The sequence below is a fragment of the Marinigracilibium pacificum genome (genome assembly GCF_012926615.1).
In the GTDB taxonomy this organism is placed as follows: domain Bacteria; phylum Bacteroidota; class Bacteroidia; order Cytophagales; family Cyclobacteriaceae; genus Mangrovivirga; species Mangrovivirga pacifica.
On sequence record NZ_JABBNU010000002.1, the window covers coordinates 248,945 to 267,386 of the forward strand.

The following is an 18,442-nucleotide window of genomic DNA, read 5'->3' on the forward strand; positions in this document are numbered from 1 at the left end:
TTATTGATCTATTCCTCTTGCTTCGAAAAATTCAATGATTCCATTTGAAAATTTATAATGGATTTCAATCGGATTGCAACAAACTTCGCAATCTTCAATATATTGTTGTTCATTTATTGACAGATCAAGGATCATTGATATTTCCTCTCCGCAATAAGGACAATTAAAACTATGCTCTGTTTCTCCTGTCATTGCCGGGTTGATTTTATTCTTTCACGTAAAGACCTTGCCAGGTTGGTAAGTCGTTTAACTTCATACTGATTTTCAAGATGCTTTTCACCCGTAGACAATAGATGATCGATATATTCATTGAAAATAGAGTCATAGTAATGTCTTTTTTTATCCAGGAAAATAAGCTTCTCAATGGTAGTCATGCAATTGTATAGAATCTGAAAATCGGTTTTCCCATAATTAATAATCGGATCAAAGGAAGATCTGAAAATATGTTCAAATTTTAGTGGTTCCATGAAGATAACCGGTTCGCCTTCTTCAGTATAAATTACTGGTTTGTCCATTTTATAAAGGCATACAGAATGCAAATCAGCTAATGAGTGTATACAGGAAAGAGCTGTCGCGGGATCATTTATTCCTGGCGATAGTGCTTTAACAGCTATTTCAGTTAGTCTGGTAAAGCCATATTGATAGTGTGTATGTATTATTTGGTCTGTGTAGAAATCAAAGCAGTTAAAAAGTTCATCAATAACATCTTTATTGATTTTATCAGGGGGTATACTTAAGAAAAAGAGCTGGGTTCCACTTACTACATAGTCACCTCTATTATAGGGGATATAAATTTTAACTTCGTTTTCGGCAGCAATTTTGCTCATGGTCGATTTCTGGATGCCCTGATAATAGCCGCTTTCATTTGAGTTTACAGAATACCAATTGTTAAGGTTGGATACAACCCATTCTTCCTGGTATTCATCACGATCTATTTGATCTTGAAGAGAGTTTTGTAGCCTATCCTTGGTTTGGGAATGGATTTTTTGAATGACATGCCCATAATTAACGGATCTGGTTACATAATTAAGGAAATATATAAACAGAAAGATGTCTGCCATTACCATGATTATGCAAAGGAATACGCCCAAAGTAGATAAGTCGCTTGCATTACTTTCATCGGTTCTAACCTGGTAGAGCATCAAGAAGCAATAAACAATTGTGCCGATGTAAACCCCAAGAGTAATTTGATGATATTTCTCACTTAAAATACCACTAAGTAGCCGGTTAGAGAGGTTTGAGGCCGCCTGGTTTAGAACAATCATTACCATTGAAAAGCTAAATACCGTCAGCGAAATAATTCCTCCTGCAGCTGTGGTATAGATAGCTCGGGCAGTTGAAGCGTCAGAAATACTTAAAATGGGAAATAAATCAACAATAAACTTCTCAACAGCTGTATTTCTGGATTCAAAAACCAAAATTGCCAGTATAAAAAAGCCAAAGACAATCAATGCAGGGACAAATGAAATTCCTGTGATTATCTTTGTTTTAGCTTTTCTTAAGAATTTTACGACCTGAGTCTGATCGATCATTTTACTTTTTAATGGTGTTGTGGTATTAGTAAAATAATCAAATATTGTTAATCAATTATATTTGGCGAAATTTCTTTTGCCTCCATAAACCTGTTTTCTTTGATTTCACTTATTCTTTGTAAGGCAAATTCATGATAAGCTCTGTTTTCAAGTGTATCAAATCTTTCGGCATACATCGAATAGTAATTCAATGCGGGAGTTTTGTCTTTATAGTAAACATCACATGTTCTTGCTAGCTGGTAGATAATTATATCTTCAGTATCAAACTCAGTAGCCCTTTTGTACGATGCGATTGCTTTATTCATTTCGCCATTTTCCTCATATGTTTTACCTAATGTTGCATAATATGAGCCAATTTTATCATTGTAAGAATGCTTAATGGTTTGCTCAAAGGCTTTAATAGCTTCGGCATTTTGCCCTGTTTCTTTGAGGCAAACTCCTTTAAGGTAAAAGAGTGCTGGTATTGGTTTTGAATTTTCTATCAGGGATTCAATCAGTGGTAATGCTTCTTCATATTTGCCTATATTGTAGAGTGAAAATGAATTTAGTTGAAGCATATTTAAGTTTAAGATTTCTTCATTTATAAATTCGTTTGTAACATCTATTACTACTTCATATTGCTTTAGGTCATAAGCTGCTTTAGCCTTTATCTTTTTAAGCCTTCTATTATCAGGGTCTTGAAAGAAACCTATCGATACCACTGAGTCTGCATATTCTGGCATGTTGAGTTCCAGGTATAAGTCTGCCAGCCTGGATCTTAAATCGAGATCTTTTGGATTATTTTGGAGAGCTATTTCCCAGGCGTTCATCATTAGACCTGGTAATTTTACTTTCGCCGCCAGATTTCCAAGTGAGGAATAAGCCTGGGCGTTACCTGAATCAAGCTGACACCACCTGATATTATAGTCCATTGCTTTTTCATAAAAGTCTCTTTTTGAAGAGATCTTAATTCCCAGATTTAGCAATTTCGTATTTGTAGAATCTTCAACGAGACCTTTATCAATTAAAGATTGAGCTTCATTTAATTTACCAGAGATGTATAATGTATAGCCTAAATAATAAAGAGCTTGTTTGTCGCTGGAATCATTTGAATAGACCTGCTTAAAGATTGCCTCTGCCTTTTCATTATCATTATCTGCCAGGGCTAATTTGCCTTCATTTAGTAATGATTGGCCATTTAAATTAAAAAATAACAGAATAAGTAGTGTTGATAGAATGGAATGTTTCATGTGTCTTTAGTTATTTTCTTAAATATAACTAAAGATTTAGTGATATGAAATCACTTCCAGTCTTTCAGTGAGTCTTTTTTCTTTTTGGTTTTTTCTTTATCAGTCTGATTATAGTCATGTCCGAATGATTCTGCCTCCCATTCGCCATACATAGGATTAGGAAAGACAATAAATTTTTCCATCAATTCATCCCGATGGTTGTCCACCATATTATGAATACTCATTTCAGGTTTGATAAAGATCTCACTATAATCACGCAGGTTGTCACCAAGGAAAAGAATAATCTCGAAGTTTTCTTTTACGATATTCCTTCTTGATGTTTTATCGCTGGTTTCTGACTTAAGAAATACATGGTCATCATTGGCATTCGGAAAATTTTCAGCCTGAAGATTTTTAACCGTTCCATCCTGGGTAACAACACTTCTGTTTGATATATAGAATACCTCAACACCAATGCTTTTGGCAAATTTTGTAAATTCTACAGCTCCCGGTAAAGCTTTTGCAGTTCCGGAACTAGCCCATTCATTCCAGGTTTCTTTTTTGTACGATTCACCTTGTGTTATTAAGTAAGCATTATAAGGGCTATTGTCTAATACAGTTTCATCAATATCTAATACAACAGCTTTTGGTTTATCAGATTCTGATGCTGCCAGATTATTAATAAGTCTGATTTTTGCCAGGTCATAGATTTGCTGGTATAAAAGATAGTTTTCACCTGAATTTTGAAACCATAATGTTGAGTTTAAATTTTGGTCAGCATAAGTAGCATTTTTTTGTGCAAACCCTGATGAGAAAGTAAAAAGTAGCACTATGGTTAAGGTAATTAATCTATTGTTAAGCATTAGATTCATTATTCAAATATTTTAAAACTGATCGCAAAGTTACTTTTCTGATTTCTTTTTCGACAGATTTATTCATTTTATTCATCACAAATTGAAATTTCAGTGATGTATAATTTTCATTTATCTTAACTATTTTAAGGTTGAAGCTGTCTTTTTGAATATGTTTTTGAAATTCATTCAATTTGTTAGCTAAATATTTTTCAAGTGATTCAATATCCAGGCCAGTATTTTTAATATCAAAATCAAAGCTGATTTTCTTGATTTTTCTTTTACTGAAATTGGTAATGTCTGAATTCATCACCACATTATTTGGAATAAAAATCAGGTCTTCATCATCATTATTCAGGTGGATATTAGTTAATGTGATATTTTGAACCCGACCTTTGTTATTGCCTATTTGGATATAATCACCTAAGGAAATCTCATCAGAGAACATAATGATCATCCCATTTATCATATTTGATATATAGTCTTTTGATAAAAGTGCTATTGCAGCCGCAACAATACTTAGAGATGTGACAAATTCTAATGGGTTTATATTCATTAAGAGGAGGATAAACCCGATGAAAACAAATACATTAATTAAATCGGCAATTCTGTTTATTCCCAAAACAAAGTTGTCAACCGAACCTTTCACAATCTTGTTTTTGCGATTGTAAGTAGATACAAGTATTATTCTCCCTAAACTGATTATAATGTTAGCAGATATAATGAAAATTATTGCATGGGTGACATAGTCAGGAATGTTCAAAGAGTTCACCCATTTCGGATTGATTTTAAGGAGGATATAGATAGATAAGAAAACAACGAGTTTTATTATGAATATTGCTCTTCGTTTATTTTCGTTTTCTGGTGTTGATCGCATATTTTATTTGCTAAAAATTAGATAAAACAAAATTCAATATTTTTAATTATCAAAAGTATAAATCAACATTTTTTTTTATTTTTAACGATTGCAATGTGATTATTTTTCTAAAAAATATAATTATGAGTTATTCAATTGATATAAAAAGAATCTCTTTAAAAGCATTGATGATAGCTTTAGTTATCTTCTCTGTGTCATGTAAGGATGAAGGCCCTAATCCTGGCGGCGGTGGCGGATCTACCGGGCCTGATAATCCAATTAGTAAATGGGTTTATGAAACGATGGATGAAGTTTACTATTGGGAATCTTTCATCCCTTCAGCTGTTGATCTTTCAAAATCGCCAGAAACAGTTTTTACTTCAATTAAATATAGTGGAGATAGATTTTCAGTTCTTGTTGATGATTATGAAGGGTTGATCAATTCTCTAGAGGGAGTATCTAAGGAAGCAGGATACGAATTTCAATTATTACGTGCTTCACAAGATACCGATGATGTAGTTGCGTTAGTACTTTATGTTAAAGAAGGATCACCTGCAGATATTGAGGGAATGAGAAGAGGAGATGCTATTTCAGCCATAAACGGAACTTCCATCACAACAAATAATTATCGGGATTTGTTGCCTGAGTTAGCAGAAACACATACAATTTCTTATCGAAGATTTGACGAGCAACAGGATAAGTATGTTGATCAGCCAGACTTGACTTTAACAACTCAGGTCATTTCTGAAAATCCGGTATTTTTGGATAGTGTTTACACATTAGCCAACAATGAAAAACTTGGATATTTTGTATATAACTTTTTTAGCCCTGGTCCGGGATCAACCGATGAGTATGATCAGGGAATGAAAGGTGTTTTCGGAAAATTTAAATCTGAAGGAATTCAACATCTGGTATTAGATTTAAGATATAATAGTGGTGGATCGATTTCATCAGCTCAGCTTTTAGCTAGTTTAATTGCTCCTGGAGTTACTACGACAGATATTTTATATAAAAATGTATGGAACAATTTATACCAGGATTATATCTCAGGATTGGAGAATGGAGATGACATATTAAATGGTAAATTTTTAAATGTATCAAACAATATAGGTAGTCAGCTAACTAATCAAACTCTTTATGTATTAGTTGGTGAAAGAACGGCATCAGCAAGTGAACTTATCATCAATGGACTTCGTCCTTATATGAATGTTGTTATTATTGGAGAGACTACTGTCGGGAAGAATGTTGGATCAATTCCGATTGAAGATGATAACAGTACTTACGGAATGCTTCCGATAGTATTTAAAATATTTAACTCAAACAACAAGTCTGATTACGATCAAGGATTTACCCCTGACGTTGAAGTAAATGAGTTTTCTTATAGGTTTGAACAATTTGGTGATTTAGATGATCCACTATTGGCAACTGCTGTTAATCAGATTGTTGTTGGGCCGTCTAGAATTGCTCCTTTTACAAAACAATTTGAAGGAGAATTATTCAAGTCTTCAATTGACGAAAAAGTATGGACAAACAGATTGATATTTGATATACCTATTGAATAATTATAATTAATCTTGAATTATGGAAATCTCCTGAATAAAATCAGGAGATTTTTTATTTCTTATAGTATAAAGTAGTTAATTCAATTTCGGCTCAAGACTATTTTGAAACCCCCATTTAACTCCATAGCTATATAGTTCTGAAATTGCAGCCAGGTGGCCAAAAATGAATGATGGTGTAATAAACCCAAATAACCAAACATAAGGGAAATAAAGAATTCCGCTAGCTGATTGTTTATAGATAAATGATTGAAAGGGTGATGGCAAAGCAAACAGTACAATGATAAATAAATGCATCAATGTATAAAGAGCCAGAATATTCCAGATTATCATAAGATTGATGCTAAGTGCTTTCTTTTTGTATCCATAGAAATACACAAAGGGTGCAGTAATGCCGGCCAGAATATCATAATTGCTTCCTGAAAATGTAATAGATTGTGGAATTAGTTTATAGTAATAAAGTCCTACCAATATAAAAGCTATCGGTAATCTTAGAGATTGCATCAAAGTGAGCCATTTTAATTCAAAACCCTTCATTATTTTTCTTCCTCGAGGTGTAAATAAATAAATGCAAATCGGAACAAATGGAGGAAGAAATAAAAACAAGATTTGAAACGTTACTTTCCTTATAGATTCGAGATAGAATTCGGAATAACCGGCTAATCCTTGCATGAACAAACCAAATAGCAACGATGCTAAAATAAGCTTATTCCCTCTTGAAGTTTTATATAAGAATAATAAAACAGCAGTTGTAATGAGAATAAATGATATATTGAATCCTGTAGGGAGCTGGTCGATCATATATTTGGGATAAATCTTTGAAATAATTTAATTAATTTAATATTTAATTCAAAATCAGATTATTTGATGTTTGAATTAAGATCTCAAAATGATTTTATGGAGTTACTTTTTTATATATCTATAATTATTATCTCTTCTATTGTTGTGTATTGGGGTGGCGCATTACTTGAAAGTACCTCTGAAATTCTAGCCGATCATTATCGATTACCTTCTGTGGTAAAAGGAAGTATAATAATGGCAGTTGGGTCTAGTTTTCCGGAGCTTGCAACAGTGGTAGTGTCAACATTAATACATGAAAAATTTAATCTGGGAATTTCAGCTATAGTTGGCAGTGCAATATTTAATATCTTGGTTATTCCTGGTTTATGTTGTGTATTGTATGGTGATATGAAAGCAAATAAAACGCTTGTTTTTAAGGATGCTCAGTTTTATTTGACCTCCATTGCCGTTATCATGCTTATGATTACAATGGCAGTTATTTATTATCCTTTGGAAGGTGAGAAGTACATAGAAGGTAATGTTTCTCGTGGTCTAGCAATAATGCCTGTTCTACTTTATGGACTTTATATTTATTTGCAATTTGCTGATACTCGCGATCATCAAAAGAAAAATAATGATGAGGAGAGAAGACTTCATGAAAATATCAAAAAGATCTGGGTTAAGTTATTTTTTAGTTTGGTTTTAATTTTAATAAGTGTTGAAGGACTTGTTAGAAGTGCACTGTTTCTAGGCGATTTTTTTTCAACTCCGGATTTCTTCTGGGGGATCACGGTAGTTGCAGCAGCCACAAGTGTCCCTGATGCAGTTGTAAGTATTAAGGCAGCCGGGAAAGGAGATGGCACGGCTGGAATATCAAATGTTTTAGGTAGCAATATTTTTGATTTGTTAATAGCTATACCTTCTGGTATACTTATAGCAGGTTCAGCATCAGTAAATTTGACCATAGCAATTCCCATGATCTTATTTTTGACAGTTGCTACAATTATGTTTTTTGCATTTTTAAGATTTAACTTAAAACTGTCAAAAAAAGAAGGCATAATACTACTTTCCGGGTATTTAATATTTATAGTTTGGATGTTATTAGAAACTTTTGAAATTGTTTCTTTTGTCCTCAATTGATGGCTACTGTGTATTCATCCAGCCTACCATTGGAGAATTTTGGTCTAATTCTTCTTTAGATATTGAGCCTGTGTCAATATTTTCAGAATATAATAGTGATTTGTCCGTCCAGGTTATCGCTTTGACCCTGGACTTGAATAGGTCTTCATCACCATTAAAATATTTTAATATTAAGTTAGTACGATCCTCACAGGCTAATCTACCTCGCTCGCCCGTTTTCAATATGACGTTATAATATTGCATATCTATATCGTTTAAATGTGACAGGACATATAATTTAATTCAAATTGTTTAAAAAGTATAAATATTTATTAAAATATTTAAAATAAATTTTAAAGTGTTTTATAAGTATTGTTAATGGAATAAAATGTCTTGTGAGATAGAAATTAATTAAATTATAAAGTATTCCAGATGGGACTAGCAAACTTGAATGAATATAAAGATCAAATTAAAGTGATAGGGTAGGAAAGGTTTAATGCTTGTTAGTTGATAATATTCATAAAGATCTTCAGTTAAGTTTTAAGTTTTGTTTAGAACCAGTTTAAGTCAAAGCATTATGCTTTGACTTTTTTATTTAAACCTTTCGTAAATCTGATCTTATTTACTTTTTAAGGAAATTTATAATTATGATTCTTTTGCAAGCATGTCCGGTAATTAATTAGTGCTGATTATGTTAATCATATGTAAAATTTCAATATTAAATTTTGTTTTATTTAGTTGATATGCCTTTGATTGGTTAAATTAATTATATAATTATCTACTATTTAAAAACACGTTCACGCTATGAAAACATACAGTTATACTTTGTTGATACTCTTTTTTTTAAGTGTATCTATCCCAAACATTTCTGCTCAAACAGGTGACCTGACGAAGAATGATGTTCTGACAGCCATGAATAAGTTTGATGGTCTTGGTTTAAGTCAGGAAAAAGAAAATGAACTTATTGAAACAAATAGAGGTATCGTTGATGATATGTTTGAAATTGCGAATACCAATCAAAGTGAAGATAGGAAAATAGAGTTATTTAAAGACGCCAAAGAGCGAAACTTGAATAAGCTTAATGATGTTTTGGACGATAAGACCTTAAAGAAATACAAAAAGAAAGTTAAAAAAGAATTAAAGCCGTTTAAAAGAAGGGCAAAATTTATAGGCTGGATTTTATAAGAAGTTGAATTAGAGAAATAAATTATAATCAATTGCCATGACTGTAAGCCAGGTCATGGCTTTTTTATTTGATATCATCTATAGTTTATAGGAAATCGAGTTAAATCAAAATATATTTTACCATCATAATATAATGTAATAGACTACCGGTTATTACGAATAGATGCCAAATAAAATGTGCGTACTTTAATTTTTTATCTAGAATGTAAAAGATAATACCAAATGTATATGCGAATCCGCCAGCTGCTAATAACTTGAATGCAGGTTCTGATAAGGAGGATTTTAATAATTCAATATCAAAGATTATTATCCATCCCATGATTGCATACATGAGTGTGGAAATAAGCTTGAACCTTCCCGTAAAAAATATTTTTATGACAATACCTATTATTGCCATACTCCATTGGATGATAAAGTATATCCATCCTTTTGCACCACCAATACTGATAAGTAGGACAGGTGTATAGGTACCGGCTATTAATAGGTAAATCCCACAGTGATCAAGTATCTTGAAAATGTATTTAGCTTTCTCGTGTTTAAGTCCATGATAAAAGGAAGAAAAAATATAAAGTAAAACTAAGCTTATACCGTAGAATAGTGCACCAAAAAGACTCCAATCTTTCTCACTTTTAATTCCAAAAAATATAAGTATTATAAATCCACCAATTGCAACTATGGCTGTTATTCCATGTGAGAGGGTATTTAGAAATTCTTCGTTTTTTGTAGCAGATTCAGTCTTATCTTCTTTCACTTTCCCATTCATTTATCTGAGGTAAAACTAAATCAAGAATTTCAATCTAACTCATAAATTGAAGGCTCAATAATGAAAGATAGCCGGAGATTATGATTGTTTATCTAAATGACTGGAAGTTCTGATCTTTCCATTTTTCTTATCATATAAAATCAAAACTGCCAATAGACTTATAAATATAAATGCTGCCAAGAATTTATTATATGCAGTAATGCGACCGAAAAATCCTGATGTTTTATCAGTTAAAAGAATAATGGTCTGAAAAATATAATAGTTGATGTTCAAAATAATAATTACTTCAACTAATCGAACAGTCCAATGATGCTGTTTTAAGAGCATTACCCCTCCAATAATATTTATCAAGCCAATTATAATTCCAAATAAACAAAAGTTTCGCATCCATTTTATTAATAATGAAGATGGCTTTTCCTGCTCAAACTGGCTTAAGTTCGAGGCTGAGTTTTTTTTGTTTTCTAATTCATGGTTTAGAAGCTCATTTTGTTTTTGAGATGAATTTGTTACTTGCCTTGAATTCAGGCTGTCCATCTTTACAGAAATACTTTTAAATGATGAATTGCTCAATTCAGAATTATTGTTATTGAGCATTGTATAATTAGAAATTAGGCCAAACGATCCCAGAAGAATTAATAAAATTCCCACTGTGATTCCCCATTGTGGTGCTTCGGTTTTCATACTGCGTTACTTTTAAAACCGAATGATTATAATTAAAAAGTTGGCCTCTTATAATAAATATACTAAAATTTCGTTTTAGGCCGAAGTTATTTTGAAGTTATGTTGTTCTAATGTCTTTAATATGAGTCTCTTACATTGTTATATTTACATTTTTTGAAATTCATCTGAATCTACAGTATTGATGAATTGAATTAATCCTTCAAAAAATGTTTTTTGATCATCATATTGAGATAGGTGGCTTCCCTGAGGGCATAATAAGAAGTCAGCAAATGGTATTTCTGAAGCCATCCATTCCATATGCTTAGGGTCCATTGTATCATGTTTACTTCCTATTACCAGAGTAGGGACTTTTATATCGGAGATATCATCAGATCGATCCCAGTTTTTAAGTGTAGCATCTCCTGAAATACCAAATTCGCTATACCCCTGCATATAAACATAAATTTCAGGATTCAGATGTTTTAAAGCCCTGTTTACAGCCTCAGGCCATTGGTTGATAGGTTTTCTTAAAACATGTTGTGTATAGTGGTGGTTCATGAGTAATTCAGCATACCTGGGATTTTCAAAATCCTGATTCTTTTCGATATTCATAATTTCTTGTAAAACATCAGCGGGAAGTTGTGGTCCTAAAACTTCATGAGCGTAATTATTATACTCAGGAATGCTAGCCATCATATTGCTAATAATCAGTCCTTTTAAATTAATTTGATGCTTTAAGGTATACTCCATTGCCAGAATACCTCCCCAAGATTGTCCAAATAGATAAAAATTATCCTTGTTTAAATCTAAAGCCACTCTGACCTGTTCTACTTCATCAACAAACCGCTTAACATTCCATAATGATGTGTCACTTGGCTGATCGCTATAGTAGGAGCCAAGCTGATCATAATAGATTATTTCAATGCCTTCTTTAGGTATCCATGAATTGAAACACTCGTAAATTTCGTGAGTCATACCAGGTCCGCCATGCAATAGAAGTACTTTTTTTGTTGGGTTATTTCCAATAGTTTTAGTCCATACCTTAAACTCACCTTTTGGAGTGGTGATAGGAATCATCTTAATACCACCATTATAAATCATTTCATTATCCTGATAATCCCAATATTCTTTTAATGTAGTTTCGTGTTTAGAGGTTTCTATGTTTATATCATTAGTTGTTTCTGAGGTATTACAACCAGTAATTGTAAGGATAGCTAAAACTATTAATTGTTTATACATATTAATTAGGGGTTAAATTAGATGGTGTAGAAAAACTCCGGAGGAAAACTCCGGAGTAAATGATTTATCCTTCTTGTTTTATTTCTTCTGGTTTATTCTCTACTTCAGCACCTTGTCCTTTTAGATAGGTATCTAGGAATTCGAGAATTTTACCATAACCTTCTATTTTGTTTTCTTTTTTTACAAAGCCGTGTCCTTCATCATCAAATAAAACATACTCAACAGGTACTCCGTTTTTCTTAACTTCAGCAACAATTTCATCTGATTCAACCTGTAAAACTCTTGGGTCATTGGCTCCTTGTAATACCATAATCGGTTTTTTAACATTTTCAGCATGAAATAGGGGTGATATCTCATATAGCCTAACAGAGTCTTCAGAAAAAGGATCTCCTAATTCTTCATAAAGAGCTTCTCGTTGTGCTTCCCAGTAAGGAGGTATAGATTTAAGCGTTCTTAACCAGTTTGTAACTCCAAAGATATTTACTCCAACATCAAATTCTTCCGGAGCAAAGGTCATTGCAGCCATGGTCATATATCCTCCATAACTACCTCCGATTATACCAATTTTTTCAGGGTCAATATAAGATTGTTCTGCTAACCATTTTTTACCCCAAATACAATCTTTCAAATCTTTATCCCCATGATTTTTGTCATCCATTTTATAAAAAGACTTACCATAGCCACTACTGCCTCTATTATTTACAGCAAGAATAGCATAACCATGATTTACCAGATATTGAATCAAGGAAAAATAACTTTGTCTGGATTGACCACCAGGCCCGCCATGGACCCACACAAGTGCCGGTACTTTGTTTTCAGCACTTGCAACTTTTGGTTTGTAATAGATTGCAGGAATTTCTATTCCATCAAATGATTTAAATCGAACTACTTCTGCAGAAACCAAATCATCAGGATTTATTTCTTCATTTAAGCTATTGGTCATTTTTTTCAGTTCCTCTGTTTCCATATCATAATAATATATGTTGACAGGTGAGTTTGATGATCCTACAGCCAGGAGCATTTTTGTTTCACTATCTGCAATAGTTACTCCTAGTACACTACCTCCTTGAAGGTCAGGGAAGTTTACATTCTCATCATTTTCAGTTTTCTTAATTATAAGTTTATTTTTACCATCTTCATTTATTCCGGTAACTCTGAAAGTGCCATTTTCACTTAAATAGCTGTATGCTACATCCCAGTCAGTTTGAAATACTTTTGAATGTTCTCCCGTTTCAATGTCATATTTCTTTAAATAGCTAAATTCACTATCATTATCTGTCAGGTAAAAGAATGATTTACTATCCGTACTGAAGCCTGAGCTTCCGTATGACCCTTTACCTTGAGAGATTTCAGTCATTTTCCCTGATGTCATTTCACGAAGAAACAACTTATTTTCACTTGTGGTAATAGGTTTTACTAATGCCATATATTTCTCATCGTCTGAAAGTCCGGCATAAAAATATCCTTCATCATTTTTGAAGATCATTTCTGGTTTCCAATTACCGATATCCATTTTATAAACATCGAAATATTTTGGATCGCGTTTATTTGACCCATATATCATAGATTTTTTATCCTCAGACCAACGGTAAAAGTCAGCTTTCTCATTTTCGCCAGTTGTTAACTCTTCAGTAGTACCATCACTTTTCAAGATATATAAATGGTCAATCTCATTACCTCCTTTGTCAGCGAAGTAAAGAATATCTCCAGTTCCGGGTACAAAACCTTCAACAAATAATGATTCTTCAGTAGAGTTTGTGATTTGTTTTTTTGAACCATCAGCAATATTCATTTCATAAATATTATAAATTCCGGTTTCATTGCTGGATACAATGATCTTTGTTTCATCATCGGAAAATTCTGGTCCTCTGTATGATGTTGTAGATTCAAATTGTTCAATAGTATAAAGAGAAGGGGTTTCTACTACAGCAGTTGTCTCTTCATTACTAGTACTGTCCTGTCCACAGGATACTAATAGGGCTGATAATACCAGCGTAAAATATCTGATTTTCATGGTTAAAGTTTTTCTATGTTTATTGTTAGTCCCTAATCCTTATTGGTTAGTTACAATTAATTTCTAAACTTTAATCATGAATGTCAAGGCTATGAATGTATTAATTAGTTGATTATCAATTTATTTACAGCTTGATGAATATTTTTTTTCTGAATAAGTAATACAAAGGAATGAATATAATACCAATATAAAGAATTGAGTAAAGTGCTGAAGATAGCTTTAAACTGACCCCCAGGTTTTTCATTCCCTCCATGAAATCTTGATTTAGAGAAGTGCCTAAAAACCTATCATCATAGAATAGGAATATTAACAAAAAGGATAATACATAGGCCGAAATGGCATTTGCGCCTAAAATTTGGCCAATTTTGATTTTAGAATTAACTTTTTTAATATCTAAAATGAAGTAACAAAGTAAAAATGTGAGAGAAGCTAATCCAGTGGTAATCAATACATATGATGGGCTCCATAGATTTTTGTTTAGAGGAATTAATGGAGTTAATATTAATGCTAAAATAACCAATATAATTCCTGTGATTGATAAAAATTTTATTCTTGAGTTTTGCGTTGATGTTTTAAACTTTTGAGCAATAATTACTCCTGAAAGTGTAGTTACAATAGCAGGAAGTGTAGTAAGTAATCCTTCAGGATCCCATGTTTTTTCATAAAAGATACCTGGTAAAAATTGACGATCAATCCAGGCCGCAATATTAGTTCCTGGCTCCAGGTTTGGTTGAATTTTATCTGTAGAAAGTTTTGCAATTTCTACAGCCTCAAATCCTGATGCACGCAATATTTTTCCTGTTGCAAGAGCCTCTTTGATTACTTCGTCAATTGGTACTGGGATTACAAGAAGAATGATAGAATAAGCTATTAGAATTATGGAAGATATAATTATAAGTGATCTGATATTCAGGTTTATAAATAGGATTGAAGCTACAAAAAAACAAATGGAGATACGTTGAAGTACACCGGCCCATCTCATTTCTGATAAATCAGGTTTAAAAATAAACCATAAGAAAAGTCCGACGATAAAAATTTTTGCTGACCTCCAAAGTATTTTTTTATATATACTTAAATCAGCCTCACCTGCTATATTACCTAATGAGTATGAAATTGAAAAGCCTACAATGAATAAGAAAAAAGGAAAAATTAAGTCGGTAGGAGTAAGGCCATGCCAATGAGCATGCTGTAATGGTGAGTACATGTGTGACCAACTCCCTGGATTGTTCACTATTATCATGGCTGCAATTGTTAAGCCTCTGAAAACATCCAGAGAAAGCAGTCTTTCCTTTTTGTGCATATAAAAATATTATTAATCTCTTAAAAATCTTGGATCGCCATCAAAGCTACTGGAAAGGATTAATGGCATGGTTTTACCCGAGTCGATAAGATACAAAAAAAGATCCCATTGTCCATTTTTGTTACTTGAAAAACATATTGATCTTCCATCAGGAGACCATCTTCCGATAAGTTCCCAATCCGGACTGTTTGTTATATTTTTTAAGCTTTGATCTGTTAAATCGTAAATATATATTTCCATGTTATTGTTTCCGTCTCTACCAGAACTAAAAAGTATTTTATTACCATCGGGGCTAACCTCTGAGCGTTCATCTACAGCTGGGTGGTTAGTAATATTGGATATCCGATTATTATTAAAATAAAGTACATAAACGTCCATATTCCCACTTGAGTTATTTGAAAAAGTTATACCGGATTCATCAGGAAACCATGAAGGCATATAAGAATCTCCTTCCATTAATTCTGTTAGATTAACAGCCTTTTCATTGTAATCATTTAATAAAAAGATATTTCCGTTACATGAATAAAGCATTTTTCCAGAAACGGGACCATAACGCATGTTTTTATCATCGAGCGCACACTCTTTAGGTTGAGGGAGTTCTGTAGTTTTACCAGAAATTAAATCAATACTTTGCCTGTAGTAGGTGTTATTTTCTTCTTTAAGAATTGATATGGTAGAATTGTTAATTATTGTAGGACTGTATTCATTGGCTTCTGAATTTGTGATTTGAGTAGATGTGCCTGATTTAAAATCATATAAGAATATATCAGAATTCCCATTTCTATCGGATGTGAATACTAGTTTATGCTGAGCAGAAATATTGAAACCCAGAGATATACTGATCAATATGCTGATTACTTTAGTTTTCATTATGATTATGATAATGCAGAATTATGTTATGTAGTAATCTAGTGATTTTCAATTAATTAGGACTTATAATAAGTGTAATTTATAATTTTGATATAAAATATAAATTTTTACAAATGATTTATTGCTTTCAGTTTTGCATGACTAAACATTTATATGAAATGAATAATTCATTAAAAGAATTGGAAATCAAAGAGGAGGTTAATTACAAGCTTATTGATGGTCAGTTTTCTGTAGAAGAAGCTAAGGAGGTATTAAATGCTTTGTATAGAAACAAAATAAGATTCCATCAGGAACAACGATTATCAATTTATGAAAGAGAAGGTCGTGATACTTCTTCGACTGAGCTTAGAATTGCTGAATTAAAAACTGAAAGAGAAAAGGTTAGAGATCTTCTTAAGTTGATTGAATCTGATGAAGTAGTTATTCAGATTAATGGCACTATTGATGTGAAAATATTAAAGTGATATTAAATGTTCATATATAATTAGAATAACTCTTGTTGTGAGCTAACAACTGGAGCATTTTCTAATTTAAGTAATGATTTTTTAGTGTTTAATCCACCGGCATACCCAGTCAGGTCACCATCTGAACCTATCACCCGATGGCAAGGGATGATAATAGCAATTGCGTTGGCACCATTTGCAGATCCGATAGCCCTGATTGCACCTGGATTATTTAGCTTCTTGGAAAGCTCAAGATAGCTGGTTGTTTTACCATAAGGAATTTTTATTAATTCTTTCCATACTTCTTGCTGGAAGGCAGATCCTGCCATTGAGATAGGAATATTAAACTCTTTCCTTGTTCCTTTGAAATATTCCTCAAGTTGGGTAATTGTCAATTCACAGATTTCAGATGATTCTTGAATAAATTCAACTGAAAAGTAATTTTTAATTCTATTATCAATTGACTCTCTCATCCTGCGATATTTCCAATCACATAATACCAAATTGTCCTTATATGAACCAATTACAAGTTCTCCATAAGGTGATTTATAAGTGATTGTTTGTATCATAATTTTAGCGATGAGTTATGTAAATATAATTATAATAAGACAAAAAAAGGGATGGCTATTTCAGCCATCCCTTTAATAATATTTTCGGTAAAATTATTTCGTGAAATATATAGTAAAGAATACGTCAGTTTTTATTACCAGCTCTTCAAAAAGCTCATCTGCTTCCTCGTAGTTATATTCTCCTTTTAGTATAAACTCGCTATTGGTTAATTTTAGAATTTCAAGTGCTGATTCTACACCTTCAGGGTCTTTCATGTAAAATTTGTTACCTTCAATTCTCCATTCACTACCGAAGCCATCAATACTTTCCATGGTCAGATTTTGTGTTGTTGATTCTCCTATAAATGGTTTAATAGTCAAATCCATTTTGTAATTACCTGTTGCTGTAGCAGTATTAGGTTCTGAACTAAAACTTACAACCATATTACTTTCGGTAATTTTTCCGGTTATATCAGCAGTTTTTGTGGTTTGACCTTCAAAAATCATATATGCATCACTATCATAATCCATGTCAGACAAAGTCCAATTACCTTCAATTTCTTCTTCTTGGATTGCAGGTGCATTTTCCTCTTCTGAACATGAAGAGAAAACTAATAATACAACAAAAAATAGGCTTAATGATTTAAATAAATTCATAGTTATTATTGATTTAAAAATTGATTGCTTATTTATTCGATTATGATAAAAATGCAAATGTATATTGTAAAGCTTAAAAAATAAAGCTATAGAAAATATAAAATCGTCATTTTGCAATTTTTATTTTAAATATATTTAATCCTTTATTCGATAAAATTTATAACCGTTAGATATGGTCAATTATGATCTGAATTAAATTTAAAGGACAAAAAAAGCTGCTTCAATAACGAAGCAGCTTTTTATATTTCTTAATGAAGAATTATTGAACAATTTCTGCATCTTTAGTTAAAGTGATAACTTTAACAGATTTAGTAGTTGTTGTAATACCGAAAAATTCTTCTGTAGTAGATTCTTCCATTTTGAATTTGAAAGTAGTTGCAGAAAGCTCAAGGATTTGGTAATCCACAGCAGTCTCACCAGTTCCAAAAGTAACATTGCTACCATTAATTGCATAGCTACCATTTAATTCAGGAATAGAGTAATAAGTGTTAGTACCTTCATTAGATCCCTGTACTAGAATATCAACTGTAAAGTTACCAGAAGTTGAAACTTCAGCTGGCTCCTCAGTGAAAGAAACTCTCATAGTACCTTCTGTATAAATTTCCTCAGTTTTAGCAGTAGCACCTGCAGCTGAAACACTAGACTCAGTAGTGTAGTTAGTTACAGTCCATGATCCTGGAAGTTGCGTAACATCAATTGAAGGAGCATTCTCATCATCTGAACAAGAAACTAATACTGCAAGCGATAAAAATAATACGCTGAATAATTTTGAAAAATTCATAGTTTTAATATTAAATAGTTAAATAAAAAATACTCTTTAATTGAGAGGTCGGTTGATGATTCGGTGGCGAATATAAA

At 32.2% G+C, this 18,442-nt stretch carries 20 protein-coding genes; 4 read left to right on the plus strand and 16 right to left on the minus strand.

Going from position 1 to position 18,442, the window contains the following annotated elements; translation table 11 throughout:
• The 5 genes from HH304_RS03600 to HH304_RS03620 are packed head-to-tail and all read right to left on the minus strand — an operon-like array spanning position 1 to position 4,468.
• Positions 1 to 192, minus strand: a complete 192-nt coding sequence (locus tag HH304_RS03600; RefSeq protein WP_169678092.1) for a CPXCG motif-containing cysteine-rich protein — start codon at positions 190 to 192, stop codon at positions 1 to 3.
• On the minus strand, positions 189 to 1,532 hold the full coding sequence (locus tag HH304_RS03605) for a DUF2254 domain-containing protein (RefSeq protein ID WP_169678093.1): 1,344 nt from the start codon (positions 1,530 to 1,532) through the stop codon (positions 189 to 191). The genes HH304_RS03600 and HH304_RS03605 overlap by 4 nt, the downstream gene beginning before the upstream one ends.
• A gap of 47 nt (positions 1,533 to 1,579) precedes the next feature.
• On the minus strand, positions 1,580 to 2,761 hold the full coding sequence (locus HH304_RS03610; RefSeq protein WP_169678094.1) for a tetratricopeptide repeat protein: 1,182 nt from the start codon (positions 2,759 to 2,761) through the stop codon (positions 1,580 to 1,582).
• 50 nt (positions 2,762 to 2,811) lie between these two features.
• Positions 2,812 to 3,603 (minus strand): 5'-nucleotidase, lipoprotein e(P4) family, encoded by a 792-nt coding sequence (locus tag HH304_RS03615; protein ID WP_169678095.1) that lies wholly within the window; start codon positions 3,601 to 3,603, stop codon positions 2,812 to 2,814.
• A complete protein-coding gene (locus HH304_RS03620) occupies positions 3,596 to 4,468 on the minus strand; it encodes a mechanosensitive ion channel family protein (RefSeq protein ID WP_169678096.1) in 873 nt (290 codons plus the stop codon). The genes HH304_RS03615 and HH304_RS03620 overlap by 8 nt, the downstream gene beginning before the upstream one ends.
• Before the next feature lie 122 nt (positions 4,469 to 4,590).
• On the opposite strand from HH304_RS03620, the gene HH304_RS03625 reads away from it, so the two are divergent.
• Positions 4,591 to 6,009 (plus strand): S41 family peptidase, encoded by a 1,419-nt coding sequence (locus tag HH304_RS03625; protein ID WP_169678097.1) that lies wholly within the window; start codon positions 4,591 to 4,593, stop codon positions 6,007 to 6,009.
• Between the two features lie 75 nt (positions 6,010 to 6,084).
• Here HH304_RS03625 and HH304_RS03630 read toward each other — a convergent pair whose 3' ends face one another.
• Positions 6,085 to 6,807: a hypothetical protein gene (locus HH304_RS03630; RefSeq protein ID WP_169678098.1), complete on the minus strand. Its 723-nt coding sequence runs from the start codon at positions 6,805 to 6,807 to the stop codon at positions 6,085 to 6,087.
• A 66-nt stretch (positions 6,808 to 6,873) separates the two neighbouring features.
• Between HH304_RS03630 and HH304_RS03635 the strand changes: the two genes are divergently transcribed.
• Complete coding sequence (locus HH304_RS03635; RefSeq protein ID WP_169678099.1) at positions 6,874 to 7,926, plus strand: sodium:calcium antiporter; 1,053 nt, start codon at positions 6,874 to 6,876, stop codon at positions 7,924 to 7,926.
• 3 nt (positions 7,927 to 7,929) lie between these two features.
• Here HH304_RS03635 and HH304_RS03640 read toward each other — a convergent pair whose 3' ends face one another.
• Positions 7,930 to 8,169: a hypothetical protein gene (locus HH304_RS03640; RefSeq protein WP_169678100.1), complete on the minus strand. Its 240-nt coding sequence runs from the start codon at positions 8,167 to 8,169 to the stop codon at positions 7,930 to 7,932.
• A gap of 540 nt (positions 8,170 to 8,709) precedes the next feature.
• Between HH304_RS03640 and HH304_RS03645 the strand changes: the two genes are divergently transcribed.
• Positions 8,710 to 9,090 (plus strand): hypothetical protein, encoded by a 381-nt coding sequence (locus HH304_RS03645; RefSeq protein ID WP_169678101.1) that lies wholly within the window; start codon positions 8,710 to 8,712, stop codon positions 9,088 to 9,090.
• Positions 9,091 to 9,190: 100 nt separating this feature from the next.
• Here HH304_RS03645 and trhA read toward each other — a convergent pair whose 3' ends face one another.
• The 6 genes from trhA to HH304_RS03675 form a co-directional block, all read right to left on the minus strand.
• The gene (trhA, locus tag HH304_RS03650) at positions 9,191 to 9,841 is read right to left on the minus strand and encodes a PAQR family membrane homeostasis protein TrhA (protein WP_169678102.1); all 651 of its coding nucleotides are present in this window, start codon (positions 9,839 to 9,841) and stop codon (positions 9,191 to 9,193) included.
• Between the two features lie 90 nt (positions 9,842 to 9,931).
• Complete coding sequence (locus tag HH304_RS03655) at positions 9,932 to 10,534, minus strand: hypothetical protein (protein WP_169678103.1); 603 nt, start codon at positions 10,532 to 10,534, stop codon at positions 9,932 to 9,934.
• Positions 10,535 to 10,678: 144 nt separating this feature from the next.
• On the minus strand, positions 10,679 to 11,752 hold the full coding sequence (locus HH304_RS03660; protein ID WP_169678104.1) for a proline iminopeptidase-family hydrolase: 1,074 nt from the start codon (positions 11,750 to 11,752) through the stop codon (positions 10,679 to 10,681).
• Positions 11,753 to 11,816: 64 nt separating this feature from the next.
• Positions 11,817 to 13,766: a S9 family peptidase gene (locus HH304_RS03665; RefSeq protein ID WP_169678105.1), complete on the minus strand. Its 1,950-nt coding sequence runs from the start codon at positions 13,764 to 13,766 to the stop codon at positions 11,817 to 11,819.
• A gap of 124 nt (positions 13,767 to 13,890) precedes the next feature.
• Positions 13,891 to 15,066, minus strand: a complete 1,176-nt coding sequence (locus tag HH304_RS03670; RefSeq protein WP_169678106.1) for an acyltransferase family protein — start codon at positions 15,064 to 15,066, stop codon at positions 13,891 to 13,893.
• Positions 15,067 to 15,078: 12 nt separating this feature from the next.
• Complete coding sequence (locus tag HH304_RS03675; protein WP_169678107.1) at positions 15,079 to 15,936, minus strand: TolB-like translocation protein; 858 nt, start codon at positions 15,934 to 15,936, stop codon at positions 15,079 to 15,081.
• Between the two features lie 158 nt (positions 15,937 to 16,094).
• Here HH304_RS03675 and HH304_RS03680 point away from each other — a divergent pair, with 158 nt between their 5' ends.
• The gene (locus tag HH304_RS03680; RefSeq protein ID WP_169678108.1) at positions 16,095 to 16,400 is read left to right on the plus strand and encodes a hypothetical protein; all 306 of its coding nucleotides are present in this window, start codon (positions 16,095 to 16,097) and stop codon (positions 16,398 to 16,400) included.
• Positions 16,401 to 16,420: 20 nt separating this feature from the next.
• On the opposite strand, the gene HH304_RS03685 is transcribed toward HH304_RS03680, so the two are convergent.
• The 3 genes from HH304_RS03685 to HH304_RS03695 form a co-directional block, all read right to left on the minus strand.
• Entirely contained in the window at positions 16,421 to 16,948 is a 528-nt protein-coding gene (locus HH304_RS03685; protein ID WP_169678109.1) for a methylated-DNA--[protein]-cysteine S-methyltransferase, read from the minus strand.
• A 93-nt stretch (positions 16,949 to 17,041) separates the two neighbouring features.
• On the minus strand, positions 17,042 to 17,584 hold the full coding sequence (locus HH304_RS03690) for a hypothetical protein (RefSeq protein ID WP_169678110.1): 543 nt from the start codon (positions 17,582 to 17,584) through the stop codon (positions 17,042 to 17,044).
• 259 nt (positions 17,585 to 17,843) lie between these two features.
• Complete coding sequence (locus tag HH304_RS03695; RefSeq protein ID WP_169678111.1) at positions 17,844 to 18,365, minus strand: hypothetical protein; 522 nt, start codon at positions 18,363 to 18,365, stop codon at positions 17,844 to 17,846.
• Between the last annotated feature and the right edge of the window lie 77 nt (positions 18,366 to 18,442).